This window comes from Arthrobacter sp. D3-16, from assembly GCF_054408515.1.
This window is the reverse complement of sequence record NZ_CP096437.1, coordinates 2,634,459-2,660,889: the sequence shown is the minus strand read 5'-3', so window position 1 is coordinate 2,660,889 and position 26,431 is coordinate 2,634,459. Positions and strand designations below refer to the sequence as shown.

Here is a 26,431-nt window from a genome sequence, read left to right as displayed (position 1 = left end):
CCCGGTGGCAACGGCGGGAACCTGTGGCTGCCTTACCCAGGCAGTTGCGGAAGCTGCGTTTCGTCCAGGACGAGGCCCGGCAGCGGGTTCGCCTCTGCGCCCCAGTGCTGGGCGCGGCGGGCTGCTCCCTGCAGTGCCGACAAGGCCCAGGCCCGCGTGGTTCCGCCGGTGATGGCCACGATGTCTCCATAGGCCGGCAAAGTGGCTGCCTCCAGGCGGGCGAGTCCGGCGGCAGGAGCGTCGAGGAACCCCTGGTCCAGGACGTACCCGGGCGGTTGCGGTGACGGTGCCCCGCAGTGCGCGACGCTGTAGGTACCGGCCTGGTCCGCGAGCTCCCGGTGCTGGGCCAGGAAGTCCGACGCCGGGCGCACCCCTTCCGGGGGAAGGCGGGTGAGGGCCGCCTGGTAGCCATACACCGTCTCCAGCTCCGCTTCGGCCGCAGCGGCCAGGGCGGCGCCCATGCTGATGCCGGCCGCCGGGGTCCCGGGGCAGGCGGGCGTTTCTGGTGGCTCAATGGAACCGGGGCTGCCTGCCGTTGCCTCGCCGATGGGGGGCAGCTTCCCATCCTTCGCCTGGTCATCCGGCGCCAGGTTTTCCGGGACCGGGCCTGCACCGGCCGGTGCGGGCGGCGCCCCAAGCTGTTCGGCTGCCAGAAGCTGCGCGGTGCCGGTGCCCGCCAGCAGGCGTGCCATGCCGCCGTCGGCCGTTTCTGCGTCCTTCAGCCGTTGCTGCCCGCTGGCGGCGAGGGCGGCCGTGAACTCAGCCACAGTCGCCCGGGCAGGAGGATTCGAGGGCGGGGGCGTAGCGGAGGGCGGGGCGCCGGCAGGAAGCGCCACCGTGGCCGTGGCCTGCGCTGTAGCCCCAGCGGAACCGGGGCCGGCAGGAAGCAACAGCGCCCGGGCTTGGATGGTCAGCAAGGTCACAACCTGATCCAGCGGGGCTGCCGGGGTTCCACCGGGGGCCGCATTCCCTCCGGGGGCGGCAAGGGCCAGCCCGGTGGAACGCAGGCTCAACGTCTGTTCCAGCGCTGCTGCGCGCGCCTGTTCGGAGAACGGTGGTTCCGCGGGTGCAGGCGGCTCAGGCGGGATCAGGGCGAATCCCAGGCTTAGGACAAGGAGGGCCGTGAGGGACAAAACGGCGTACCGGAAATAGCGCATTCGCGGCGGGTTTTCCTGGCTGTCGTCGTTCACAACAGACCATGGTGTCACGCCGCGGGGGGATCGGCGTGCACCAATGAACGCGTAAAATAGCTACGCTAGTACACACAACATCATCTATCGGGAGGCGGCCGGCATCGTGAGCAATGCAGAAGCCACGGCTTCATCAGACCATACCGGAACGGGTAAGGCTGACGCCGCACACAATCCGGAAGCTGCACGGCTCAGGGCGCTCCTTGAACCCGCGGTCCAGGCCAACCGCCTGTACCTGGAGGATGTGGTGATCGTCCCCGGTTCGCACCGGGTGGTCCACGTAGTAGTGGACCTCCCGCAGGAGGAGACGGGCGGGGTGAGCCTTGACGTCATCGCCGACATCTCCAAGGTCCTGTCCGACGTGCTGGACAATGATCCCGCCGACGACGGCCGCCCCTACGACCTCGAAGTCTCGTCACCCGGAGTAGGCCGGCCGTTGACAGAACCCCGCCACTGGCACCGGGCCAAAGGCCGGATGGTCAAGGTCAACGTCGTCCAGGGCGACAACATCATGGGCCGCATCACATCAGTGGACGGCTCCGGCGTGACGCTTGTGCCCGAGATTGCGGTCAAAAAGGGAATGAAGCCTAAGCAAGGCGATCCCGTAAAGCTTCCTTTCGACAGGATCCGCAGCGGAAAAGTCGAGATCGAATTCAGCCACCTCAACGAGGACGGTCTGGAACCTGAACACAATGGACCTTCTGAGGAGGCCTGATGGATATTGACATGAGCGCACTGAGACTTCTGGAGCGTGAGCGTGAAATCCCGCTGGACCTCCTGATCCCCACCATCGAGCAGGCGCTCCTGGTGGCCTACCACAAGTCGCCCGGCGCCTTCGAGAAGGCCCGGGCGGAACTGGACCGCAAGAGTGGACACGTGACCATCTGGGCCGTGGAAATTGACGACGACGGCGCCCCCATTGGCGAGTTCGAGCACACCCCGGAGGGGTTCGGCCGCATTGCCGCCAGCACCGCCCGCCAGATCATCCTGCAGCGGTTGCGCGACGTCGAGGACGACAACGTCCTGGGCGAATTCAAGGGCCGTGAAGGCGAACTGGTGTCCGGAACCATCCAGCAGGGCCACAACCCGCACATGGTCCAGGTCAACCTCGGCACCGTGGAAGCGCTTCTGCCCCCGCCCGAACAGGTTCCGGGGGAGAAGTACATCCACGGCAACCGCCTGCGGGCGCTGGTCATCGATGTCCACCGCGGCAACAAGGGACCGTCCGTGACGCTTTCCCGGTCCCACCCGGGACTGGTCCGGAAACTCTTCGAACTGGAAGTACCGGAAATCGCCGACCGCTCCGTGGAGATCGTGGCACTGGCCCGCGAGGCAGGCCACCGCACCAAGATTGCCGTCAAGGCCAACACCCCTGGCATCAACGCCAAGGGTGCGTGCATTGGTGAAATGGGGTCACGAGTCCGGGCAGTGATGACCGAACTCAATGACGAAAAGATCGACATCGTCGATTTCAGCGAGAATCCGGCTACCTTCATTGCCAGTGCGCTGTCCCCGTCACGGGTGAATTCGGTCACCATCACCGACGAAGCCACGCGTTCCGCCCGCGTGGTGGTTCCCGATTACCAGCTTTCACTGGCCATCGGTAAGGAGGGCCAAAACGCCCGCCTTGCGGCCAAGCTCACCGGCTGGCGCATCGACATCGTTTCCGACGCCGCTACGGCACGCTCAAACTAGCTGTCCGGACAGGGACCGATCGGCTGCCAGCCAAGGGCTGCCACGCCGGAACCGCAGCGGGGTTTCGGGCAGAACGGCCCCGAGGGGCTAGAATAGTAAAGGCCGCGCCCAACGGCCGGCAGTTGTGCGCCCTGAGTGTGCCCCCTTTCGCTGGAAAGCGGAGGCAAGGCATTCCGGGGCCGGCAGATATGAACGTCAGGAAGATGACCGTGACAGTGCTTCACAACGGGAATCAACCGGAGCGTACCTGCATCGGCTGCCGGAAAAAGGGCAAGCGGAATGAATTACTCCGGCTCGTCGCTGAAGGCAGTGGATCATCCGCTGTCCTGGTGGATGAACGACGCCGGATGGCTGGCCGGGGTGCATGGCTGCACCCCAGCGAATCGTGCCTGGCTCTGGCGATCAAACGGCGGGCTTTCGGACGTGCCCTTGCGGGCGCAACCGGAACCGCCGCCGTCGAAGACTGGATCAAGTCGGGCACGAACGTTGCAGCCACGGCAACTGCAACACCAACCGTCCAACCTGAAAGCGGGTCAGAAATCTGATGGAAACCCGATGAGTTCCCAGCGATGAGTGCGCAACGATGACAACTTTGTTGCGCTCTGCAATGGGCCCTTCTGCAGCAATCGCGGCTTGGGCCCGCAGTAAGAAGTAGACGGTTCGTGCCTGGCTCGGTGCGGACCGAGACAGGAGAAATGTGGCCAAGGTCCGCGTACACGAGCTCGCCAAAGAGCTCGGTATTACTTCCAAAGATGCAGTGACAAAACTGCAGGAACTGGGCGAATTCGTTCGCTCCGCCTCTTCCACCATTGAGGCCCCCGTTGTGCGTAAACTGCGCAACGCCTTCCCGGATGCTGCTGCCAAGGCATCAGCACCGGCCGCTGCGCCCAAAGCAACCGCTCCCGCGGCAGAGGCGCGTCCTTCAACCCCCGCGCCCGGTCCGGCAGCTCCGAAGGCTCCGGCCCCCACGGCACAGGCACCTGCCCCCGCAGCTCCGGCTGCACCGGCACCCGCCCCTGCCGCACCGGCACCCAGCGCCCCCGCGGCACCGGCAGCCAGCACGCCCGCAGCTCCGGCTGCTCCCGCTGCTCCCGCTGCTCCGTCCACCGGCGCAAAGCCCGGTGCACGCCCGGCCCCCAAGGCCGAGACTCCGGCTGCACCCACCCGCTCCGGCGGATCACAGGGTGGCTCTGCCCCCCGTCCCGGCGGTCCCCGTCCGGGCAATAACCCCTTCGCCACGTCCCAGGGCATGCCCCGCGGCCGTGGCGGCGACGGCGACCGGGCTCCCCGCCCGGGCAACAACCCGTTTGCCACCTCCCAGGGCATGCCCCGCCCGGGTGGAAGCCGTACCGACGGCGACCGTCCCGGTGGTCCCCGTCCCGCAGCAGGTGCCGGCGGCCCCCGTCCCGGTGGTCCCCGTCCCGCAGCAGGTGCCGGTGGGCCTCGCCCCGCCGCAGGTGCCGGCGGCCCCCGCCCCGGCGCACCGCGTCCCGGTGGCGCCGGTGGAAACCGTCCTACACCTGGCATGATGCCCAACCGCACTGAACGTCCGGCTCCGGCCGGTGCCGGACGTCCGGGTGCCGGCGGCCGCGGCCCGGGACGCCCGGGTGGCGCTCCCGGAACCGGTGGTCCCGGTGCCGGTGGCGGTGCTCCCGCCGGTGGTGGCTTTGGCAAGGGCGGCCGCGGACGCGGCGGCACCCAGGGTGCCTTCGGCAAGGGCGGCGCCGGACGTGGCAAGCAGCGCAAGTCGAAGCGCGCAAAGCGCCAGGAACTTGAGCAGATGAGTGCCCCGTCGCTGGGTGGCGTGAGCGTGCCCCGCGGCGACGGCAACACTGTGATCCGCCTCCGCCGCGGCTCGTCCATTACGGACTTCGCCGACAAGATCGAGGCAAACCCCGCCGCACTGGTAACCGTGCTGTTCCACCTCGGTGAAATGGCAACGGCCACGCAGTCGCTGGACGAGGAAACCTTTGCGCTGCTGGGCGAAGAGCTTGGCTACAAGCTCCAGGTTGTGTCGCCGGAGGACGAGGAGCGCGAGCTGCTCTCCACCTTCGACATCGACTTCGAAGCCGAGCTCGAGGCCGAAGGCGACGAAGACCTCGAGGCACGTCCTCCGGTTGTCACCGTTATGGGCCACGTGGACCACGGTAAGACCCGCCTGCTTGACGCCATCCGCAAGTCCGACGTTATGGCGGGCGAGCACGGCGGTATCACGCAGCACATCGGTGCCTACCAGGTCACGCACAACCACGAAGGCAACGACCGGAAGATCACCTTCATCGATACCCCGGGCCACGAGGCGTTTACCGCCATGCGTGCCCGTGGTGCGAAGGTCACCGACATCGCCATCCTGGTGGTCGCAGCGGACGACGGCGTAATGCCCCAGACCGTTGAAGCCCTCAACCACGCCCAGGCGGCCAACGTGCCGATCGTGGTGGCAGTGAACAAGATCGACAAGGAAGGCGCCAACCCGGACAAGGTCCGCGGCCAGCTGACCGAGTACGGCCTGGTTCCGGAAGAATACGGTGGCGACACCATGTTCGTGGAGGTCTCTGCACGCCAGAACCTCAACATCGACGAGCTGCTCGAGGCAGTCCTGCTCACCGCGGACGCTGCCCTGGACATGCGCGCCAACCCGAACAAGGACGCCCGCGGTATCGCCATCGAAGCCAACCTGGACAAGGGCCGCGGTTCCGTGGCCACCGTCCTGGTGCAGTCCGGCTCGCTGCGTGTCGGCGACACCATCGTTGCAGGCACCGCCCACGGACGCGTCCGTGCGATGTTCGACGACGACGGCAGCGCCCTGACCGAGGCCGGCCCGTCCCGCCCCGTCCAGGTGCTGGGTCTGTCCAACGTGCCGCGTGCAGGTGACACCTTCTTCGTGACCGCTGACGAGCGCACCGCCCGCCAGATCGCCGAGAAGCGTGAAGCAGCCGACCGCAACGCCGCCCTGGCCAAGCGCCGCAAGCGCATCAGCCTGGAAGACTTCGACCAGGCAGTGGCCGATGGCAAGATCGACACCCTCAACCTCATCCTCAAGGGTGACGTGTCCGGTGCCGTGGAAGCCCTCGAAGACGCCCTGCTCAAGATCGACGTCGGCGAAGGCGTGCAGCTGCGCGTCATCCACCGCGGTGTTGGTGCCATCACGCAGAACGACGTCAACCTGGCGACGGTGGACAGTGCCGTCATCATTGGCTTCAACGTCAAGCCGGCCGAGCGGGTTGCCGAGCTGGCCGACCGCGAAGGCGTGGACATGCGCTTCTACTCCGTCATCTACTCCGCAATTGATGACATCGAGATGGCGCTCAAGGGCATGCTCAAGCCGGAATACGAAGAATTCCAGCTGGGCACCGCCGAGGTCCGCGAAGTCTTCCGTTCCTCCAAGTTCGGAAACATCGCCGGTTCCATCGTTCGCTCGGGTGTTATCCGACGCAACACGAAGGCACGCATCAGCCGCGACGGCAAGATCATCGGTGACAACCTCACCGTTGAGACGCTCAAGCGCTTCAAGGACGACGCCACCGAGGTCCGCACGGACTTCGAGTGTGGTATCGGTCTTGGCTCGTACAACGACATCACCGAAGGCGACATCATCGAGACCTTCGAGATGCGTGAGAAGCCGCGCGTCTAGTCTGGGCTAGCGCTACAAAGGTGCGGGGCCGTTGGGTTTTTCCGGCGGCCCCGCCCAAGCACTTCGCGATTGAGGGGGCCCCGCCCCTACGACGGACGGCCAGCGATCTACGATCGTTGGCCGTCCGTCTCCGGCAGGCCCGATGCCACTCCCGGGCCCCCTCAATCGCTGCGCGCGTCAGGTGCTAACGGCACCTTTGCGCCTTCCAATTTTTCTGTCTCTATCTAGGAGTTTTCATGGCTGATCCGGCACGTGCTGCCAAGTTGGCGCAGCGGATTAAGGTTGTTGTTGCTGAGGCCCTGGGCCGGAAGGTTAAGGATCCTCGGCTGGAGGGCATTACTGTTACCGATGCCCGGGTGACGAATGATCTGCAGCATGCCACCCTTTACTACACCGTTTTTGGCGACCAGGCCGTTCAGGCTGATGCTGCCAAGGGCCTGGAGAAGGCAAAGGGTGTGCTTCGGCAGGAGGTGGGGCGCAACCTGAGCATTCGGCTGACTCCCACCCTCGAATTTGTCTCCGATGAGATTCCCGTTATCGCGTCCAACCTCGAGGAGCTGCTCCGGGAGGCCAAGAAGCGCGACGCCGAAGTGGCCGCCCTGGCTGCCCAGGCCCGGCACGCGGGGGACGCCGATCCCTACCGGAGCGATGCGTCCGACGACGTGGACATCGACGACGACGATTTTGATGAAGAGGACTTCGACGTCACTGACGACGAGGAACTCGACGAGGACGGCAACAAGCAGTAGTAAGCACAGCAAAAGCCCCGGACCGCAAATGCGGTCCGGGGCTTCTGCTACCCAGGAAAATTGGCGTGACGCTACCTGATGTCGGCCTTTATCACCCGGCCTTCCGCGGGGGGAGGCGGTGGGGCGGTCAGGTTGACGGCGTCGACCGTCGCGTACAGTGTTCGACCCTGGATTTCTACATCGGCCGGCGCGGGCACTGTAAGGAACACTGTGCGGTGGCCCTTCCAGGCGCTGAACTTCAGGATCTCGTTGCCGAACAGCGAGGCGACATAAACGTCACCCGTGTTCGCCACGGCCAAGCCCGTTGCACTGAGGATTCCATCCACCCAGAGCCTGGTGTGGCCGGTCCATGCGTTGACCTTAAAGACGGCGCCGCGTGCGCCCAAACCAGGGACTTCAGGTCCACCCGGAAGCGATGTCACGTACAGCCGGCCATCCGGGCCGATCTCCACGTCAGTCGGAACGGGTTCGAAAGCGTACGTGAAGTTTGCACAGTCTGGAGCGCCCAGAGCGGCGGCAGCTTGTACCGTGAGGACTGATGGTCGGGGAGGCAGAACCGCCAGCGTGCTGACGGCGCCGGAGTGGAGGTTGACCTTCAAGATAGCGTTTGCTCCCGCGTCGGCCACGTAAGCAGTGTTGCCTTGGACGGCAGTGGCGTAAGCGTTCGAGTCCAGGGCCCCGGTGTACCGTGCCGGCGGCGCATCTTTTATTGCTGCTGCCTGCTCCAGGCACTTACTGCTCGCATCCGGCCCGAACCCGTACCGCTGGCCCGCATCGGGGTTGTACTTCCGCTCATGCCCGGCGAGATCCGCAATCGTCCTGACATCTCCCCGCGGACTGATCGCCTTCAGAAAACCCTGGAGGGCGGCAGGGTCACTGGACCCCGCGCCGGCGGTTTCAAGGAAGAACGTCGTGGCGCCCCGGGTTTCTACGCCCGCTACGCCCCAACCAGCAGCAGCCTGGTAAATGTCAGTGACCATGCCGTCCCTGTCGACACGGCTAAGTTTGCCCGCGAAGTCCTGCGTCACGTACACGGATCTGTTTGTACCGATCGCCAGGTGCAGCGGTGAGACAAGCCCGCCTACAATTTCCTTCGCCTCGGGTTGCCGGTCGGAAGCGGTGGACGGGCTGGCCGGTGCCACAACTGCGGCCGCCGCCACGCAGGCGATGATAGTGAGTTTTTTCTTCATTAGGTACTCCGGTTTGGCGCCCTGAATGGGCCGGATAAGGAGCCTCGAGGGAGGCGAAATTTCGGAAAACCCCCGGCGCCAGATTATGCCTGCCGGCCAAGAATGTCGCCGGGATTTCCCCCTATTCCGCCCCCTATTTGGCTCCCTAACGTGAGCCCCTTGGCTAGGATCGAGCTATGACACAGGCGGACCACAACCACGACGATGCCACGCATTACCTTGAACGCGCCGTGGCCCTCGCCACCCGCAACGTCGCAGACGGGGGCGGACCGTTCGGTGCGCTGGTTGTGACGCGGGACGGGCGGGTACACGAGGGCGTCAACCGCGTCACCCGCGACAACGACCCCACAGCCCACGCCGAGGTGGTGGCAATCCGTACGGCGGCTGCCGCGATCCGGAGCTTCGACCTGCACGGCGCGGTCCTCTACACCAGCTGCGAACCCTGTCCGCTGTGCCTCGCCTCTGCCCTTTGGGCGCGGATAGACCGCGTCTATTTCGCAGCGGACCGGTACGGTGCCGCTTCTGCCGGTTTTGATGACGCCGTCTTCTACGATTACTTTTCGGGGACGCGCCCGGAACTGTTGCCGGTCAGCAGGGGTGACGTTCCGTCGCCGGACGCTCCTTTCCAGGCATGGGGCGCCCATAAGAGCAGGAAAGACTACTAGGCATGGAAGCCACCCTCGTCAAATGCCCGCACTGCGGAAAGACCAACCGCATCCCCGCCACAGCTGCCGGCAGGCCCCGCTGCGGCAGTTGCCGCAGCGGCCTGCTATGGATCGTGAACGCAGGGGACGCGGATTTTGCCGCGGTAGCCGAGCGGTCACCGGTACCTGCCCTGGTGGACTTCTGGGCCGCCTGGTGCGGGCCTTGCCGCAGGGTCAGCCCCGTCCTGGACAAGCTGGCCCATGAACGTGCGGGCGACGTCAAACTGGTGAAGGTGGACGTGGACAAGTCGCCGGGCTTGTCCCGGAGGTTTGATGTGCAGGCCATTCCCACCCTGATGGTTATCGTAGACGGCAAGGTGGCTGCACGGCAGGCAGGTGCTGCCCCGGCGGACGTTCTGCGCAGGTGGCTGGACGGGGCCCTATCCGGAACCCGCAGCTAAGGCAGCGGTCCTTCCGCAATTACCTGCCTGCAACCCGTTCCGGCAGCCTGGCCAGGCCATCCAGCAGTTCCTGCCGCTTGCCGCACAGCGCGATCCGCACCCAGCCCTCGCCGATGGAACCAAAGGCCGTCCCCGGGGCAAGCGCAACGCCCGAATCCGCAAGGAAGCGCCGCACCCACCCGCGGACGTCCCCGCCGCTGACGTGGGATAAATCGGCCCAAAGATAGAACGCGCCGTCAGCCTTCAAGTATGGAATACCTTTGGCATCGAGCACGGCGGATGCCGCGTCCCGGTTGGTCCGGTAGTGCTCGTGGGCATGCCGGACGTAATCCTGCGGGCCGGTAAGGGCAGCAAGCGCAGCGTACTGCGACGGCGACGCCACGCACGAGACGATGGACTCCATCACGTTGTTCATCTTCTGCTCCAGGCCAGGCGGGCACACCAGCGCTCCGATCCGAAGCCCCGTGAGGCCGTACGTCTTGGAGAGGGTCAGCGAGGTGAAGACGCGGGCCTCGCCCGGCAGGTCGCCGTCGAACCTTGCCGGGCTCACATGCGGAACGTCGTACGTGAACGCTTCGTAGCATTCGTCCGAGATCACCCACAGGTCGTGCCGGCGGGCCAGGGCCACGAGTTCCCTGGTCAGGTCTTCGCTGAGGACCGCGCCCAACGGGTTGGAGGGGGAGTTCAGGACCAGCACCCGGGTCCGGTCCGTGATGAGTGCCTCGATGTCCCCGGTCCTGGGCTGGAAGCCGTGGTCAGGGTAGAGCGGGTAACCCACGGGAACAGCGTTCAGGAGGCGGCTGGTCATGGCGAACGTCGGATAGCCCGGGTTGGGAATCAGGATTTCATCCCCGGGGGAGAGCAGCAGGCTCATGGCAAAATGCAGGCCCTGCTGGGCGCCGTCTACTACATACACCCTGTCGGCGCCCACATCGCAGCCCTGCTGCTCCCGGAACCTCGCGGCAAATGCCTCCCGCAAGGCCGGGATGCCGGCATTGGGGGTGTAGTTGGTTTCGTCCCGGTCCAGGCAGGCGATTCCGGCGTCGAGGACATGGCGGGGGAGCGGGAAGCCGGGTTCGCCGATGCTGAGGACCAAGGCGCCGGGGGTACGCCAGGCCGCTTCGGTGATCTCCCGGATCTGGTTGACGGGGACGTTGCGGACGTGGGCGGCAAGCTCAGGCATGCCTGCCATCCTAACCGGCGGGTCTTCAGCCGCTGATGATGCTCCCCGCGCCCCGGGAGGTGGGCGGGGTGCCACGACCAGCGCCGATATACTGGGAAGCGTGCTTTCTGGACTGGTGATAGTGGACAAGCCGCAGGGATGGACCAGCCATGATGTGGTTGGCCGGATGCGGCGCCTTGCCGGTACCCGGAAAGTGGGGCACGCCGGCACCCTCGATCCGATGGCAACCGGCGTCCTGGTCGTGGGCATCAACAAAGCCACCCGGCTGCTCACTTACATTGTGGGCACCTCCAAGACCTATACCGCCACCATCCGTCTGGGGCAGTCGACCGTCACGGATGACGCCGAAGGTGACGTCACTGCCACAGCCGGCACTTCCGCCGTGGGCGAGCAGGCAATTCACGACGCCGTTGCAGCCCTTACCGGGCAGATCCAGCAGGTTCCCAGCAGCGTCAGTGCCATCAAGGTCAACGGCGAACGAGCCTATGCCCGGGTCCGCTCCGGCGAAGAGGTCACGCTCGCTTCCCGTCCGGTGACCATCCACCGGTTTGAGGTGCACAGCATCAGCAGGGACGCCACGGCCGACGTCGTGGACCTGGACGTTACGGTGGAGTGCTCCTCCGGGACCTACATCCGCGCCCTGGCCCGGGACCTCGGCAACACCCTGGGCGTCGGCGGACACCTCACTGCCCTCCGGCGGACCCATGTAGGGCCTTACTCCCTGGAGCAGGCGCGCACGCTCGAACAGCTCGCGGAAGAGCTCAATGTCCTGGAAATGTCCGAGGCAGCCCGCGCGCTGATGCCCAACCGCGAGCTCAGCCCCGAGGAAACCACGGAAATATCCTTTGGCCGTCGCATCGCTGCCGGTGCTGCCCCCGGCAGCCCTGCCGCAGCCACCGCAGAACATCCCGCAGCAGCCTTTGCCCCGGACGGAAGCCTGGTGGCACTGCTTGCGGACTCCGGCAGCTTCGCCAAACCGGTCCTGGTCTTTGCACCGGGCAGCGGCCCCGGTGCCGGCGCCTCCGGGGTGGCCTAAGGGTGGACGCCTATTTCTACATCATCCTGGTGGTCGGGCTCCTGTCCAGTGGGATCTGCCTGCTGGCCGGGATCCTGAAGAAAGCGCCGAACGACGTCACCATCCTTTCGGTCGCCGCCGTCGAGGTGGCGCTCCTGGTGTACCTGGTGGGATCCGTCGTCCGGGTCATCGCCGGTGAGCCTATCGCCGGGGAGGCTTGGGAATTCTGGGGCTACCTGGCAACGGCCATGCTCCTGCCGCCCGCCGCCGTCTACTGGTCCATCCTGGAACGCACGCGGTGGAGCAACTTTGTCCTGGCCGCCGTAGGTGTCACCGCGCTGGTGATGGCCGCCCGAATGAACCAGATCTGGTACTGAAGTGGAAGAAGTACGCAACGTGAAAGACCAGCACTCCGCCGTCCCCCACACCACGAAGGGCTCAAGCGCGAACGGAACCGGTGGTGGCAACACCCGCAATACGGGACCCGGACGCCTGCTGATCGCCGTTTATGCGGTCTTCGCCATTTCCGCCTCCGCCCGCGCCGGCTACCAGATCCTCACCAAGTTTTCCGAGGCACCGCTGGCGTACCTGCTGTCCGCGTTCGCCGCGCTGGTCTACGTCATCGCCACGGTCTCCCTTGCCAGGGCCGGCAGCGCGTGGTTCAAGGTTTCGGTGGCAGCCGTCCTGGTGGAACTGGTCGGCGTACTCGTTGTGGGGGCACTGAGTGTCTTTGACCCGGTTGCTTTCCCGCACGAGACGGTATGGTCCCTTTTCGGCCGCGGCTATGCGTTCATTCCCTTGCTGCTGCCCATCCTGGGCCTGGTCTGGCTGTACCGGCGGCGGCCGGCACGCAACGCCTGATGTCGGCCCCGCCGGGCAGGTTCCCCCCGGACAGCCTGGCAAAGTTGCCCGGGTAAATACGGGTAATCTTTAGAGAGTTCCGCGGCCGGCAGGGTCTGGAACGTCGAAATGTGCAGGCAGTAAAAGGCGAGGGTGATGGTCTACATCTGGAACGATCCGTCCGAGGTCCCGGCGGACTTCGGCCCATCTGTTGTCACCTTTGGGAACTTCGACGGAGTTCACCGCGGCCACCAACAGGTGCTGTCCCAGCTGATCCGCACAGCCCGCCTTAACCGGTCCAGGTCGGTAGCAATCACCTTCGACCCCCACCCGGCTCTGGTCCACCGCCCGGAATCTGCGCCCGAGCTGATCATGGGGCTGCATGACAAGCTGGAAGCGCTGGGGGAGTTGGGCCTGGACGCCATCCTGGTCATGAAGTACTCCCTGGACCTCGCCAGCCTCACCGCTGAAGAATTCGTGGAGCAGTTCCTGGTCAACTGCCTTCACGCCAGCCACGTTGTGATCGGGCACGACGCCCGGTTCGGCCGCGGAAACTCCGGCGACCTGGACACCATGAAGGCGCTCGGCGGGAAGTTCGGGTTCGAGGTCCAGGTCATCAGCGAGTTCGGCTCCGAGGGCTACCCGCTCCATGACGACGACGGCACGGACCGCCGCTGCTCCTCCACCTGGGTCCGGGAGGCCCTCCAGGAAGGCGATGTCGCCACAGCGGCGGCAGTCCTGGGCCGGGCCCACCGGATGCGGGGCGAAGTTGTCCACGGTGCCGCCCGCGGCCGTGCCCTCGGATTTCCAACAGCTAACCTCGCCAGCAACGCCAGCGGACTCATCCCGGCGGACGGCATTTACGCCGGCTGGCTCGTGGACCAGGCCGGAACGCGCTGGCCTGCGGCCATTTCCGTAGGCTCGAATCCCACGTTCGACGGCGTGAGCAGGCAGGTCGAAGCCCACGTGATTGATCGGCCCCACGAAGCGGTGGAGGACTTCGATCTGTACGGCCAGACAGTAGTTGTTGAATTTGTGGCCCGGCTCAGGGGGATGGTGGCATACCGTGGGCCTGAGGCGCTGGTAGACCAGATGCGGCTCGATGTGGTCCAGGCCCACGACCTCCTGGCCAGGCGCTGAACCATCCGCAGGGAAAGGCAATACCGTGTCCGTTGAGAAGAACACCAGGAAACTGGACGAAGGTATTGTCCGTGATTTCAGCTCGCGGATGAGCTACGCCTCCTACCTCCAGCTGCCAACCCTGCTGAGCGCACAGCTGCCCGTCAGCCAACCGGAGCACCATGATGAGATGCTCTTCATCATCCAGCACCAGACCACCGAGCTGTGGCTCAAGCTGGTGCTGCATGAACTGCGGAGCACCGCCGGCTGGCTGCGTGCCGACGACCTCGGCTCCGCGCTCAAGGGCATCGCCCGCGTGAAGCACATCCAGAAAACCCTCACCGAGCAGTGGTCCGTGCTGGCCACGCTTACCCCCACAGAGTACTCGCAGTTCCGCGCCTTCCTGGGAAATTCCTCCGGCTTCCAGTCGAGCCAGTACCGGGCCGTCGAGTTCATTCTCGGGAACAAGAACCGCAAAATGCTTCCGGTGTTCGAGTCGGACCCGGAGGCCCACGCCATGCTGGAGCAGCTGCTCAACGCGCCCAGCATCTACGACGAATTCCTCGCCTACCTGGCACGGCAGGGATTCGAGGTGCCCCCGGCCGTGCTCGGACGGGACGTCACCCAGGCGCACGAATTCACTCCTGAACTGGTACCGCTCTTTAAGCACATATACGAGAATGCAGCGGACAACTGGGGCGCTTATGAGGCCTGCGAGGAACTTGTGGACCTGGAGGACAACTTCCAGCTGTGGCGCTTCCGGCATTTGCGCACCGTGCAGCGGACCATCGGCATGAAAGCCGGGACGGGCGGCTCCAGCGGAGCCGCGTTCCTGCAGAAGGCCCTCGAACTGACCTTTTTCCCGGAGCTATTCGCCGTCAGGACGGAGATCGGCCAATGAGCACGCAGCAGCATCCCATGGTGGGAAACCCAGAGGACACAGAAGCGGCACTGCAGCACCGCGCGGCAGAGCTGGACCGGCAGGATCCGCTGGCCGGTTACCGCAGCCAGTTCATCGGCACAGACACGCCGTTGTCCTACCTGGACGGCAACTCCCTGGGCCGGCCTCTCAAGCGGACGGCAGAGGACATCAGCGCTTTCATCCGGGACAGCTGGGGCGGCCGCCTGATCCGGGGCTGGGACGAGGATTGGCTTGACCTGCCCCACGACATCGGCGACCAGCTCGGCCGGGCAGTGCTTGGCGCGGCCCCCGGGCAGACGATCATCGCAGACTCCACCACCGTGGTGCTGTACAAACTGATCCGCGCCGCGTTGGCGGCCGTGACAGACCCGGACCGCAACGAACTCGTTCTGGACACCGGGAACTTCCCCACCGACCGTTACCTCGTGGAGGGCATCGCCCTCGAGGAAGGACTGACGCTCCGCTGGATCGAAACGGATCCCGCGGGCGGCGTGACCGTGGACCAGGTGAGGGAAGCGGCAGGGCCGCGCACCGCCGTCGTACTCCTTAGCCACATCGCCTACCGTTCCGGCCATCTGGCCGACCTGCCGGGGATCACCGCAGCAGTGCACGACGCCGGGGCGTTAGTGGTGTGGGACCTTTGCCATTCTGCCGGGTCGGTTGAGATCGCCCTGGACGATGCCGGCGTGGACTTCGCGGCCGGCTGCACCTACAAATACCTCAACGGCGGGCCGGGATCACCCGCTTTCGCTTACGTCAACCACCGCCACCTCGCCTCGCTCAACCAGCCGATCTGGGGGTGGATGGGCCGCAAGGATGCCTTCGAGATGGCCTCCGGCTACGAGCCGGCTGCCGGCATCCGTGGCTTCCTCAGCGGCACTCCGGCGATTTTCGGCATGCTGGCCATGCAGGGCACGCTGGACCTCATCGAGAAAGCAACGATGGCTGCCATCCGGGAGAAATCGGTGAAGCTGACAGCCTTCGCCATCGAGATTTTCGAAGCCTGGCTGGCGCCCTTGGGCGTGGAACTCGCCTCGCCGCGGGAGCCAGGGGACCGTGGCAGCCACATCACGCTGGACCACCCCGGTTTCGCCAAGGATTCCGTGGCCTCTTTGTGGGACGGGGACGTCATCCCGGACTTCCGTGCCCCGCACGGCATTCGGGTGGGACTCTCGCCGCTGAGCACCAGCTTTGCGGAGGTCCTGCACGGGATGGCGGCGATCCGCGGGCAGCTGCCACAGTAGGGGCGGGCCGCTTTGCCCAGCAGCTGTGGCAAGGCTTGCCTGTTTCGACAAGATTGGGCGGGGGCCGGTAAACTGGGGGATGGATCCGGCTGCAGTCCGTGGCGGCTGGTTCCTGTTGTCTGTGGCACTGTCCGGGTTTCCCGGACCAGCCGCGGCGGCAGACCCGGCAGTGAGTTACTGACCTGGGCCCTCACGGCACATCCCTAGGAGTTATTGTGGCACTTGAAGCCGCTGTAAAGCAGTCCATCATCAAGGAATACGCAACCACAGAAGGCGACACCGGTTCACCGGAGGTCCAGGTTGCTGTCCTGACCCAGCGGATCAAGGATCTGACTGAGCACATGAAGGAGCACAAGCACGATTACCACACCCAGCGCGGTCTGCTGGCCATGGTTGGTCGTCGTAAGCGCATGCTGAGCTACCTCAAGAAGACCGACATCGCCCGCTACCGTTCGCTCATCGAGCGCCTCGGCCTGCGCCGCTAGTCGGAATTAGGGGCGGCCCTTTCCACCACGGAACGGGCCGCCTCCTTCAAATGAAAAACTAAACAGGAGGATCAACCGCATCACGCATTCGCGGTCCTCGGTAGTGATCCCCGGGAACGGCTTCGTTGACTGAAGCCCCGGCCCGTGGGTCTCGATCGATGACCGGGTGCAGGGCCAGTAGACAGATGCTGGGCTGGGTTGATGCGGCTGGACTTCCGTAAAACAGAAACGGAGGTGACTCTCTTGGAGGGTCCCGAAATCCAGTTCTCAGAAGCAATTATTGACAATGGCCGTTTTGGCAAGCGCGTAATCCGCTTCGAAACCGGCCGCCTTGCCAAGCAGGCAGCCGGCGCAGCAATGGTGTACATCGACGATGACACCGCCCTGCTGTCCGCCACCACCGCCGGCAAGCACCCGCGTGAAGGCTTTGACTTCTTCCCGCTGACGGTCGACGTCGAAGAGCGTATGTACGCTGCCGGCCGCATCCCGGGCTCGTTCTTCCGCCGTGAGGGACGCCCGTCCACCGAAGCCATCTTGGCCTGCCGCCTGATGGACCGCCCGCTGCGCCCGGCCTTCATCAAGGGACTGCGCAACGAGGTCCAGATCGTGGTCACCGTCCTGGCGATCAACCCGGACGAGCTGTACGACGTGGTGGCCATCAACGCCTCCTCGATGTCCACCCAGCTTTCCGGCCTGCCGTTCTCCGGCCCCATCGGCGGCGTGCGCGTTGCCCTGGTTGCCGACGAAAACGGATCACAGTGGGTTGCTTTCCCCAAGCACTCCCAGCTGGAAAACTCCGTCTTCAACATGGTGGTAGCCGGCCGGATCGCCGGGGACGACGTCGCCATTATGATGGTCGAAGCCGAAGCCACCGACAACTCCTGGAACCTCATCAAGGAACAGGGCGCCACCGCCCCCACCGAAGAGGTTGTTTCCGAGGGCCTCGAGGCTGCAAAGCCGTTCATCAAGGCGCTGTGCGAGGCGCAGGCTGACCTGGCCGCCCGTGCAGCCAAGCCCACCGTTGAGTTCCCCGTCTTCCTCGACTACGAAGACGACGTCTACGCCGCTGTTGAGTCAGCTGCCGCTGAAAAGCTGGCTGCTGTCTTCCAGATTGCGGACAAGCAGGAGCGCAATGACGCTTCGGACGCCCTGAAGGACGAGGTTTCCGCCACCCTGGCCGAGCAGTTCGAAGGCCGTGACAAGGAAGTGTCCGCAGCATTCCGCTCGGTCACCAAGCACGTCGTGCGCCAGCGCATCCTCAAGGACCAGGTCCGCATCGACGGCCGCGGCCTGACGGACATCCGCCAGCTCACCGCCGAGGTAGAGGTCCTGCCCCGCGTCCACGGTTCAGCCATCTTCGAGCGCGGCGAAACCCAGATCATGGGTGTCACCACGCTGAACATGCTGAAGATGGAACAGCAGATCGACTCGCTGTCGCCGGTCAAGACCAAGCGCTACATGCACAACTACAACTTCCCGCCGTACTCAACCGGTGAGACCGGCCGCGTGGGCTCGCCCAAGCGCCGCGAAATCGGCCACGGTGCCCTGGCAGAGCGGGCCCTCGTGCCGGTCCTGCCGTCCCGCGAGGAGTTCCCGTACGCCATCCGCCAGGTATCCGAGGCGCTCAGCTCCAACGGTTCGACGTCGATGGGTTCTGTCTGCGCCTCCACCCTCTCCATGCTGAACGCCGGTGTGCCCCTGAAGGCCGCCGTCGCCGGTATTGCCATGGGCCTGGTCTCCGACCAGGTGGACGGCCAGACCCGCTACGCGGCACTGACTGACATCCTTGGCGCCGAAGACGCCTTCGGCGACATGGACTTCAAGGTTGCCGGTACCTCCGAGTTCGTCACGGCCATCCAGCTGGACACCAAGCTCGACGGCATCCCCGCTTCGGTGCTGGCAGCAGCCCTGAAGCAGGCCCGCGAAGCACGCCTGCACATCCTCGAGGTCATGGACTCGGCCATCGACACCCCGGACGAGCTCTCCGAGTTCGCACCGCGCGTCATCGCCGTGAAGATCCCCGTGGACAAGATCGGCGAGGTCATTGGCCCCAAGGGCAAGATGATCAACCAGATCCAGGAAGACACCGGCGCCGACATCTCCATTGAGGACGACGGCACGGTCTACATTGGCGCCACCGACGGCCCGTCTGCAGATGCAGCACGCTCCGCCATCAACGCCATCGCGAACCCGCAGGTCCCGGAAATCGGCGAGCGTTACCTGGGTACGGTCGTCAAGACCACCACCTTCGGTGCCTTCGTATCGCTGACCCCGGGCAAGGACGGCCTCCTGCACATCTCCGAGCTGCGGAAGCTGGCCAACGGCAAGCGCGTGGACAACGTCGACGACGTTGTCTCGGTGGGCCAGAAGGTCCAGGTGGAAATCACCAAGATCGATGACCGTGGAAAGCTCTCGCTCGCCCCGGTCGTTGCCGAGGAAGAAGGCGCCGAGGTCGAGACCGAACGCGCCCACACCACGGAACCTGCTGAAGGCGCTGACGTCTAACAGTTCCGGTTTCCGGCACACAAGCATGATCGGCGGGGCCGGTGGATGATCCACCGGCCCCGCCGCTGTTACGATGGCAGCCAGATCCCGGCTGCCCTTTTGAAAGGCCTCAATGACTGTTGTACCCCTGCCTCTAGAGCAGAACCACCGCGGCGACACCCTGGTCCACGGTTCCGACGGCGGCTCCGAAGTCCGGCGTTCGGTGCTGCCCGGGGGAGTGCGGGTGCTGACGGAGGCAATGCCCGGCCAGAGGTCGGCCACCATCGGTTTCTGGGTGGGCGTCGGGTCCCGCGACGAAGCCCCGGGCCAGCACGGTTCCACACACTTCCTGGAGCATCTTCTGTTCAAGGGAACCAGGCGCCGTACAGCCCTGGAGATCGCTTCGGCCTTTGATGAGGTGGGCGGCGAGTCAAACGCGGCCACGGCCAAGGAAAGCACGTGCTATTTCGCGCGGGTCCTGGATTCCGACCTGCCCATGGCCATCGACGTCATCGCGGACATGATCACCGGAGCCGTCCTGGACCCGGCAGAAATGGAGCAGGAACGGGACGTCATCCTCGAGGAAATCGCCATGGACAGCGATGACCCCACAGACGTAGCGCACGAACACTTTGTGTCAGCAGTCCTGGGCAACCATCCCCTGGGCCGCCCCATCGGCGGTACCCCGGACGCCATCAAGGCTGTGGCGCGGGACTCCGTATGGGAGCACTACCAGCGGTATTACCGGCCCGACGAGCTCGTGATCACTGCTGCGGGCGGCCTCGAGCACGACGTCGTCTGCAACCTCGTCGTGGACGCCCTTGAGTCTGCAGGGTGGTCGCTGAAGGCCGACGCTGCTCCTGTGGAGAGGCGTTCCACCGACCGGGCCCTGATCACGGGGACGGCAGGCCTCCACGTGGTTAAGCGCGCCGTAGAGCAGGCAAACATCATCATGGGCTGCCCCACGATCGTTGCAACGGACGAACGGCGCTACGTCATGAGTGTCCTGAACGCCGTGCTTGGCGGAGGCATGTCGTCGCGCCTGTTCCAGGAAATCCGCGAGAAGCGCGGCCTGGTGTACTCCACCTACTCTTTCGCTTCCTCCTACGCCGACGCCGGCTACTTCGGCATGTACGCGGGCTGCACGCCGTCAAAGGTGCGCCAGGTCCTGGACCTGCTCGGCGAGGAACTGGACAAGCTGGCAGAGCACGGGATTACCGAGGACGAACTTCGGAAGGCTGTTGGCCAGCTGGGCGGCGGAATCGTCCTGGCCTTGGAGGATACGGGATCGCGCATGTCGCGGCTGGGCCGGGCAGAACTCGTTTCCGGCGAATACCAGGACATTGACGAAACGCTCAGGCTGATCAAGGCCGTCACGGCAGAACAGGTCCAGGACCTTGCCGCGGAACTGGCAGCGGCACCCCGGACGGTGACCGTCGTCGGGCCCTTTGAGGAGACGGAAACGTTCGGACTCTGACCCGCCGAGGGCAGGTCTTAGCGCGGGAGGTGCGGGACTGTGGAACAAACCCCACCCGACCGCGGTCCTGGAGCCTTGGCGCGTTTCCTCGGCCACTGGCAAGGAAGTACCCGGTTCGCCGCTGGCCCATGGGGACCGGAACGCTCCGTTGACGCGGAAGTGACATACATGCCGGTCGCCGGCGGTTTCGCGGTGGTGCAGAGTTATCGGCATCTGGAACCGGACGGGACGCATTTCGAAGGCCACGGAGTTTTCACTCTGGATACGGATCACCGAAACGTTTTCTGGTACTACGTGGACAACGCGAGCCCGGTTCCGGGCGCCCCGGCGCGCTGCACCTGGCACGACGGCGCCCTCCGGGTGGAACGCCGGGGCAGCGCCGGATGGACCCGTCATACACTGAGCGTCGACGGGGGCGTGCTCACCCATGTGACAGAGCTTCGCACCCGTGGAAACACGGCCGCGGGGCAGGAATCCGGCGGTGGGGCCGACGGGAATGGCTCGGCCTATGTTCCGTTCATGACCTCAAGGTTTCAGAGAAGCTGAGGTTTGCAACGCCTGCCTCGCCCGGTCACGCCATGTCAGAAGTGCAGCAGGCCCTTGGCTGTTAAGGGGTCGGCCGGCAGCACAAGGGGCATGGCATAGAAGTCATCCCACAAACTGTCGTCAGCTGGCAGGTCGGCCGGATCCACAAGATTTTCGCTGGGTGGCTCTTCATGCGGTGGCTCTTCAGGCGGAGGTTCCGGCGGCACGAACCCGGACAGTTCCGCTGGCCGGAATCCGGGCGGCCACATTGGTGGTTCCCAGTCGGGGTGTTCGCTGTTGTAGTGCCGGCCGGTGGGTGAATTCCAGCCGGGTGGCTCGTTCTTGGTTGCCGTTGTGGGTGTCCAGGTGCCGTGGTGTTTGAGGCGGTGGTGCTCGGGGCAGAGTTGGGCCAGGTTGCTGATTCCGGTGGTTCCGCCGTGGTGCCAGGCTTGGAGGTGGTCGGTGTCGTTGTCCAGGGAGTTGTTGTTGCAGCCGGGGAAGGTGCATTTTCCGTCCCTCAGCCGCAGTGCGTGCTTCATGGCTTTGGTGAGCCGGTAGCTGGTCCGTCCGATTTCCAGTGGTGCCCCGTCCCTCGGATCCACCAGGACCCGGTGGAAGGAGTTGGCGCCGTCGGCGAGGAGTTTCCTCGCCATCGAGGCGGGGATCGGGCCGTAGCCGTCCAGTATCGCGGGTTCGTCGATGAGGCCCAGCAGTGCGAACACCGGGACGGTGACCAGGACCTGGGCGTGCGGGACCGGGACTGTGGCGATGTCCGCGAATTCCTTGTCGCCGGCAGGGCCTGCGGCGTCGTGCTGGCCGGTGCTTGTTGCTTCGGTCTCTGTTGCTTCACTGTTTGTTGCCGCCAGGGATGCCAGCCCGATCGCGTCGTCGGGACCGTCGTCAGAGGTGTTTTTGGTGGTGTGTTCGCTGGTTTCCGGGGCGGGGTTTAGGGACGGTGCTGCGCTGAGGAGCAGGTGGGCGAGGATGTCGGCCCGGAGTTGGGTGAGGGTGCGGTTTCCGTTCGGTCCCTGGGCGCCGCGGGCCAGTGCGGTGATCCTGTTCCACATGGCTAAGCCCTCGTGGGCGGGGAGGCAGGCCGAGATCCAGGCCATGCCGTCGCGGTCGGGGCTGTATTCCACCCTCCGGTCGGCGACGATGCTCCTATAGCCGTCAAATTGAGTGTGATCTAGGAGCGGATGTATGGGAAGCGTCGTAAATCGTCGGTCATTATCAGCGGCATTCCTTGGCCTAGCCAATTTGACGGATGATGCTGGCCACGCCTCCTGCAATCGCTACGATCACAAAAGTTGCCCCCATCAGCATGTAGCAGAACCCCATACCTTTAAGCGTTGGAACATCGGCCAGAGTGAACCCGTCCGGTGCAATGCCCTTGCTTTCTCTGTAAAACCTTGACCAAGCGCTTGCTGCACCGTTGGAATCCCGGAAAACGCACCAGCCGAACAGAGCAAGGAAAACCCCTGCTGCGCCCGTGCCCACGAGCATCACCCAGCCCAGACGGGTTATCGCACCGATGAGAAAAGTAGCGGCAAACAAGGAAAACCCCCACCGCTCAAAGGTCCTCGCAGGCTCAGGCATTTCTGAGAATAGACGCCTAAGGAGCCGGATAGTTCTAATGACGTCCCCCATTCAGGTCTCACCCTTGCTGTGAGAGTACAGCAACCTGGCACAGCGGACTCTTAAATCAGTTTCCAGCTAACGGGGTCCTGATCGTCCCCTCAGGCGTCCTTAATGCTGGGACCGCACGACCGCTTCCGAGCTGTTGATCCAAAGGGCCGATGAAGATTATGGGCAGGCCAGCAGCGACGTGAGTGGGCTTGAAGCAGTCAAGCTCTGGGTAATCAAATCGAGATTCTGACTGCTTGCTGGGTCAGCCATTGGCGATAGGCTGCGGCAAGAATGTCGTTGCGGAGAAGACCTCGTTCCAGACGCGAAATGATGGAAACCCATTGGCCAAGTTCGCCGGCTACGGTCGTGATGGTGAGCCCGAGTTCGGTCCGCATGCGGCGGAGGTCGGAGATGTCAGGCGCCGGCTGGGGGTTAGTGATTTGGCGGTAGATCTCCCGGGCTGCGTAGCGTTTGAGGCAGCGCATGATTTCGCGTTTGCTCTTGCCCTCGGTCGTGCGTTTGGCCACGTAATCCTTGGTCCGCTGGCACGAGCCCATGCGAACCAGGACCACCTGATGCAAGGCATTGTTGGCGCTGCGATCGCCGCCCCTGCTGAGCCGGTGGCGGGTTGTCTTGCCGGATGAGGCTGGTACCGGGGCGACGCCGACGAGTGAAGCGAACTGGGCCTCGTTCCCCAGACGGTCAGGATTGTCCCCGAAGGTGATTAAAAGCTGGCTGGCTACTTCAGTCCCGACTCCCGGGAGATCACAAAGCATCGGCGCATAGCTATCTAGGATTTCCTTCAATGCCGCATCAGCAGCCTCGATTTCTGATCCCAGCGACTGGCACCGGGCTGCCAACGCCTTGAGCGTCAGAAGAGTCACGTACTCGGGATCGGCCATATGGCCTGAAGGTCTCGTGCGCTGCAGCGCAGGAATCAGCTCGGAGGTGGCCAGCGCCCGGTATTTCGCCCGGATCTTGTCCGGGGCAGAAACAAGGAGCGCCTTGATCTGGTTTATGGCCGCAGTCCGGGCTTTGATTGCTGATGCACGCCCGGAACGTAGGATCCGCAGGCATTCAACCGGGCCGTCCTTGGCCTTTGGGATCGCCTTCGTCCGTCCCTCAAGTACCGACTTAGCAGCCTGGTATGCGTCCAGCGGGTCGGACTTCCCCTTGAGTCGGCGGGCTGCCCGGTTCGGGCGGTTTACCTCCAGCACGGTCAGTCCTTCACCCCGGAGGGTTCGGGCGAGTTCGGCGCCGTAGGAGCCGGTTCCTTCGACCCCTACGGCGGTGACTGTGCCGTAGGAGGTGATGAAGTCGACGATTTTCCGGTACCCGGATCCTACGGCCAGAAATTCCTTGTCCGCGAGGGGTTTGCCGTGTTCGTTGATGACGGCTACGTGGTGTGTGTCAGCGTGCGTGTCGATGCCCGCGATGACTTTTGTTGGTTCGCTTGCCAAGATGGATTTGCCCCTCAGTCGCGTCGAATGCTGATTGATCGGGCGCGGGCCAGGTGGGCAGACAAAACGGTAATGGGACTGGTCGTATCAGGCTCCTATGAGGTCATGTCCGCCTGGCTCGACACCCCTTTTAGCGGACCTTGAGCCGGCGGACAGATCGTCGGGAAGACAGTGCCGCCTGGTACGTCAATTTTTGGCTGGGTCACGCCGGCTCAAGGACTGTTCCAGTATTACCGTTTTTGGTATGGCGTTTTTCGAGGGATTCGGGGTGGTGGCGTTCGCGCCAGTTGCGGACTTTGGCCCGGAACCGGGTGGGGACCAGGTGACCGGCGGCGGCGCCGCGGGCGGGGTTGGGGGCGTCCGGGTCCAGAAAATGGGCGACCAGGTTGGCGGCGCCGGCGGGGTCCAGGTTGTCGGTTTCGTCGGCGATGATCTTCGCGTGCTGCCACGAGATGGTTCCCGAGGACAGGGCGTCCATGGCAAGCGGCAGGGAGCACAGTTGCCGGGACTGGGTGACGAGTGCCCCTGCTGCGGCGGAGCTTATTGTCAAGACGCCCGCGATTTCTTCAACCGCGGACATCCCGGCATAGGTCCGCTCGTGCACGGGTGCCTCTGGCGGGGTCATGGCGTGTTGCAGTTCGATGGATTCGGATGCGTCCCGGGCCTTGAGGGCAGCGAGCTTTGCTTCCAAGCGTGACACCACAGCCATCCGGTCCAAGCGGAGCTCGTACCCGCGCTGCAGGACATCAACCCCGGCAGCGGCTGCCGCTGCAGCTTCCAGAGATGCGTCCTCGAGGAACAGCGCCTGGAGGGCAACAACAGAGGCCTGAATGCCCTCCATTGCTGCTGTTCCATCCACGCCATGTCCCATATGAACATCATCTACGGAGGCACTGACATTCTGAGGGGATGCTGCCTCGTAAACGAATTGCGGGCGGGCTGCCACGCAAGAGGGAAGGCGCTCCTAGCCCCCGGCGAAGGGAGGCAACACATCCACCACGTCATTTGTGTTCAGGACAACGGAATGGTCCCGCACGGCAACTTCATTTAGCAGGAAGCTGCTTCGGGACAGGATGCGGGGCAGCGGGGGAGTGCCGGCAGGAGGCTCGGGGCGCTGCACCGCCAGAACCGTCTCCAGCAGGTGAGCAACAGTGGAGCCCGGCGCCAGGTCGAAGCGCTCTTCCTCCACCCCTGCCGCAGCGCGCGCGGCAGCGAAGTATCGTACGTTCAAGAGATTCAGCCCCCGATGGCGCTCATGCTGCGGTCCGGCTGGACGAAGTCCGGAGCATCAAGTCCCACGTGGTCCATTCCGTGAGCCTTAGGTTTGATCCACATCGCATCCTGCCACCGCTGGGCAAGGGCGTCGTCGTTTGCCCCCGAACGCAGGAGGCCCAGCAGGTCGAATTCTTCCCGGGAGAAGAGGCAGCTCATGATTTTGCCCTCTGCCGTAATCCGCGTCCTGCGGCAGTCTGAGCAGAACGGTTCGGTGACTGACGCGATAATGCCCACGGTTCCCAGCACAGGGCCGGCAGCGCCATCAGCGGACCCGGCCACCCGCCGTCGTACTTCAAAGCGCTCCGCCGGTGCCCCGTCACGCGCGCGGGGATCAGCGCTTAGGACAAAATCAGTGGAGAGTAAGTCGCGGATTTCGGCGGCCGTGATCATGTTCCGCCGCGTCCAGCCATGGTCCGCGTCCAGCGGCATCTGCTCGATGAAACGCAGTTCGTAGCCGCGTCCCAGCGCCCAGGCGAGCAGCGAGGGCGCCTCGGCGTCGTTGATCCCGCGCATCAGTACCGCGTTGAGCTTGACCGGGCCGAGTCCCGCTGCCCAGGCTGCGTCCACCCCGGCCAGCACCTGGTTCAGGAACGGCCTGCGCGTCAGTTGGGTGAAGGTTTCCTCATGCAGGGAGTCAAGTGACACGTTGATGCGGGTCAGCCCTGCCGCCTTCAGCGGCGCTGCTTTTTTGGCCAGGCCAACGGCGTTGGTGGTCATGGAGATGGGCAGGTTGGGGTGGTTGCCGCGAAGCGCTGCGATGATGTCCACCAGGTCGTGCCGCACCAGCGGTTCGCCGCCCGTAAGGCGCAGTTCCCGGACTCCCAACTGCTCCACGCCAATGCGGACAATCCGGACGATTTCCTCCGCCGACATGACAGCCTGTTTCGCCAGCCACTCCAGGCCCTCAGCGGGCATGCAGTAGGTGCAGCGCAGGTTGCATTTGTCCGTCAGCGACAGCCTCATGTCCGTGGCGCGGCGCCCATAACGGTCCGCCAGCCCCGCCGGAGCATCAGCAGGGCGGGCAGCGGGAACCGGCGGCAGGGAAGCTGCTTCTTCCTCCCGCGGCTGGGGCATGCCTAGCTGGACGCTCATGAATTCAGGCTACGCCACGTTGGGCTGTGCATCACACCCGTGACGGCGTGAAGGGCGGCAAGAAAATACCCGGGCCGAATCCATGGCACGGCCGGCGCCACGTGTACTCCGCGAACCTATGCTG

General features: G+C 64.8%; 25 protein-coding genes and 1 pseudogene. 17 read left to right on the top strand and 9 right to left on the bottom strand.

The genetic code is table 11. The features are described 5' to 3' along the window. Positions 1-32: 32 nt before the first annotated feature. Entirely contained in the window at positions 33-1,190 is a 1,158-nt protein-coding gene (locus M1D32_RS12685) for a DUF4439 domain-containing protein (protein ID WP_458779008.1), read from the bottom strand. A gap of 106 nt (positions 1,191-1,296) precedes the next feature. On the opposite strand from M1D32_RS12685, the gene M1D32_RS12680 reads away from it, so the two are divergent. The 5 genes from M1D32_RS12680 (at position 1,297) to rbfA (ending at position 7,265) form a co-directional block, all read left to right on the top strand. After that, positions 1,297-1,905, top strand: coding sequence for a ribosome maturation factor RimP (locus M1D32_RS12680; RefSeq protein ID WP_458779007.1), 609 nt, complete (start codon positions 1,297-1,299; stop codon positions 1,903-1,905). Then, positions 1,905-2,885 carry a transcription termination factor NusA gene (gene nusA / locus M1D32_RS12675; RefSeq protein WP_458779006.1) on the top strand — a complete coding sequence of 327 codons (981 nt, stop codon included), beginning with the start codon at positions 1,905-1,907 and terminating at the stop codon, positions 2,883-2,885. The genes M1D32_RS12680 and nusA overlap by 1 nt, the downstream gene beginning before the upstream one ends. A gap of 203 nt (positions 2,886-3,088) precedes the next feature. Beyond that, positions 3,089-3,430: a YlxR family protein gene (locus tag M1D32_RS12670; RefSeq protein WP_458779005.1), complete on the top strand. Its 342-nt coding sequence runs from the start codon at positions 3,089-3,091 to the stop codon at positions 3,428-3,430. 152 nt (positions 3,431-3,582) lie between these two features. Further along, entirely contained in the window at positions 3,583-6,516 is a 2,934-nt protein-coding gene (infB, locus tag M1D32_RS12665) for a translation initiation factor IF-2 (RefSeq protein WP_458779004.1), read from the top strand. Positions 6,517-6,752: 236 nt separating this feature from the next. Beyond that, positions 6,753-7,265 (top strand): 30S ribosome-binding factor RbfA, encoded by a 513-nt coding sequence (gene rbfA / locus M1D32_RS12660; RefSeq protein ID WP_458779003.1) that lies wholly within the window; start codon positions 6,753-6,755, stop codon positions 7,263-7,265. A gap of 71 nt (positions 7,266-7,336) precedes the next feature. On the opposite strand, the gene M1D32_RS12655 is transcribed toward rbfA, so the two are convergent. Beyond that, entirely contained in the window at positions 7,337-8,455 is a 1,119-nt protein-coding gene (locus M1D32_RS12655; RefSeq protein ID WP_458779002.1) for a ScyD/ScyE family protein, read from the bottom strand. 176 nt (positions 8,456-8,631) lie between these two features. Here M1D32_RS12655 and M1D32_RS12650 point away from each other — a divergent pair, with 176 nt between their 5' ends. Both M1D32_RS12650 and trxA read left to right on the top strand, forming a co-directional pair. Continuing rightward, the gene (locus M1D32_RS12650) at positions 8,632-9,120 is read left to right on the top strand and encodes a nucleoside deaminase (RefSeq protein WP_458779001.1); all 489 of its coding nucleotides are present in this window, start codon (positions 8,632-8,634) and stop codon (positions 9,118-9,120) included. Positions 9,121-9,122: 2 nt separating this feature from the next. After that, a complete protein-coding gene (trxA, locus tag M1D32_RS12645) occupies positions 9,123-9,560 on the top strand; it encodes a thioredoxin (RefSeq protein ID WP_458779000.1) in 438 nt (145 codons plus the stop codon). A gap of 19 nt (positions 9,561-9,579) precedes the next feature. On the opposite strand, the gene M1D32_RS12640 is transcribed toward trxA, so the two are convergent. Further along, positions 9,580-10,743: a pyridoxal phosphate-dependent aminotransferase gene (locus M1D32_RS12640; protein ID WP_458778999.1), complete on the bottom strand. Its 1,164-nt coding sequence runs from the start codon at positions 10,741-10,743 to the stop codon at positions 9,580-9,582. 100 nt (positions 10,744-10,843) lie between these two features. Here M1D32_RS12640 and truB point away from each other — a divergent pair, with 100 nt between their 5' ends. The 10 genes from truB to M1D32_RS12590 all read left to right on the top strand — a co-directional run bounded on the left by truB (position 10,844) and on the right by M1D32_RS12590 (position 20,875). Continuing rightward, positions 10,844-11,779 (top strand): tRNA pseudouridine(55) synthase TruB, encoded by a 936-nt coding sequence (gene truB, locus M1D32_RS12635; protein ID WP_458778998.1) that lies wholly within the window; start codon positions 10,844-10,846, stop codon positions 11,777-11,779. Positions 11,780-11,781: 2 nt separating this feature from the next. Beyond that, positions 11,782-12,135, top strand: a complete 354-nt coding sequence (locus M1D32_RS12630) for a hypothetical protein (RefSeq protein ID WP_458778997.1) — start codon at positions 11,782-11,784, stop codon at positions 12,133-12,135. Positions 12,136-12,154: 19 nt separating this feature from the next. Continuing rightward, a complete protein-coding gene (locus M1D32_RS12625) occupies positions 12,155-12,619 on the top strand; it encodes a hypothetical protein (RefSeq protein WP_458778996.1) in 465 nt (154 codons plus the stop codon). A 135-nt stretch (positions 12,620-12,754) separates the two neighbouring features. Next, positions 12,755-13,738, top strand: coding sequence for a bifunctional riboflavin kinase/FAD synthetase (locus M1D32_RS12620; protein WP_458778995.1), 984 nt, complete (start codon positions 12,755-12,757; stop codon positions 13,736-13,738). Positions 13,739-13,763: 25 nt separating this feature from the next. Next, positions 13,764-14,618: a tryptophan 2,3-dioxygenase gene (kynA, locus tag M1D32_RS12615; protein ID WP_458778994.1), complete on the top strand. Its 855-nt coding sequence runs from the start codon at positions 13,764-13,766 to the stop codon at positions 14,616-14,618. After that, positions 14,615-15,883: a kynureninase gene (locus M1D32_RS12610; protein WP_458778993.1), complete on the top strand. Its 1,269-nt coding sequence runs from the start codon at positions 14,615-14,617 to the stop codon at positions 15,881-15,883. The genes kynA and M1D32_RS12610 overlap by 4 nt, the downstream gene beginning before the upstream one ends. A 215-nt stretch (positions 15,884-16,098) precedes the next feature. After that, a complete protein-coding gene (gene rpsO, locus M1D32_RS12605; RefSeq protein ID WP_458778992.1) occupies positions 16,099-16,368 on the top strand; it encodes a 30S ribosomal protein S15 in 270 nt (89 codons plus the stop codon). Between the two features lie 243 nt (positions 16,369-16,611). Continuing rightward, a complete protein-coding gene (locus M1D32_RS12600) occupies positions 16,612-18,873 on the top strand; it encodes a polyribonucleotide nucleotidyltransferase (RefSeq protein ID WP_458782185.1) in 2,262 nt (753 codons plus the stop codon). Positions 18,874-18,985: 112 nt separating this feature from the next. Next, positions 18,986-20,329, top strand: coding sequence for a M16 family metallopeptidase (locus M1D32_RS12595; protein WP_458778991.1), 1,344 nt, complete (start codon positions 18,986-18,988; stop codon positions 20,327-20,329). Between the two features lie 39 nt (positions 20,330-20,368). Further along, a complete protein-coding gene (locus M1D32_RS12590; protein WP_458778990.1) occupies positions 20,369-20,875 on the top strand; it encodes a DUF1579 domain-containing protein in 507 nt (168 codons plus the stop codon). A gap of 35 nt (positions 20,876-20,910) precedes the next feature. On the opposite strand, the pseudogene M1D32_RS12585 reads toward M1D32_RS12590, so the two are convergent. The 6 genes and pseudogenes from M1D32_RS12585 to moaA form a co-directional block, all read right to left on the bottom strand. Next, positions 20,911-22,008: pseudogene (locus M1D32_RS12585) on the bottom strand (HNH endonuclease signature motif containing protein); the annotation flags it as partial. Positions 22,009-22,102: 94 nt separating this feature from the next. Beyond that, complete coding sequence (locus tag M1D32_RS12580) at positions 22,103-22,408, bottom strand: hypothetical protein (protein ID WP_458778989.1); 306 nt, start codon at positions 22,406-22,408, stop codon at positions 22,103-22,105. A gap of 305 nt (positions 22,409-22,713) precedes the next feature. Further along, on the bottom strand, positions 22,714-23,940 hold the full coding sequence (locus tag M1D32_RS12575) for an IS110 family RNA-guided transposase (RefSeq protein ID WP_458778988.1): 1,227 nt from the start codon (positions 23,938-23,940) through the stop codon (positions 22,714-22,716). 202 nt (positions 23,941-24,142) lie between these two features. Continuing rightward, a complete protein-coding gene (locus M1D32_RS12570) occupies positions 24,143-24,781 on the bottom strand; it encodes a hypothetical protein (RefSeq protein ID WP_458778987.1) in 639 nt (212 codons plus the stop codon). A gap of 123 nt (positions 24,782-24,904) precedes the next feature. Next, the gene (locus M1D32_RS12565; protein ID WP_458778986.1) at positions 24,905-25,171 is read right to left on the bottom strand and encodes a MoaD/ThiS family protein; all 267 of its coding nucleotides are present in this window, start codon (positions 25,169-25,171) and stop codon (positions 24,905-24,907) included. 5 nt (positions 25,172-25,176) lie between these two features. Continuing rightward, positions 25,177-26,307, bottom strand: coding sequence for a GTP 3',8-cyclase MoaA (gene moaA / locus M1D32_RS12560; protein ID WP_458778985.1), 1,131 nt, complete (start codon positions 26,305-26,307; stop codon positions 25,177-25,179). Positions 26,308-26,431: the final 124 nt, after the last annotated feature.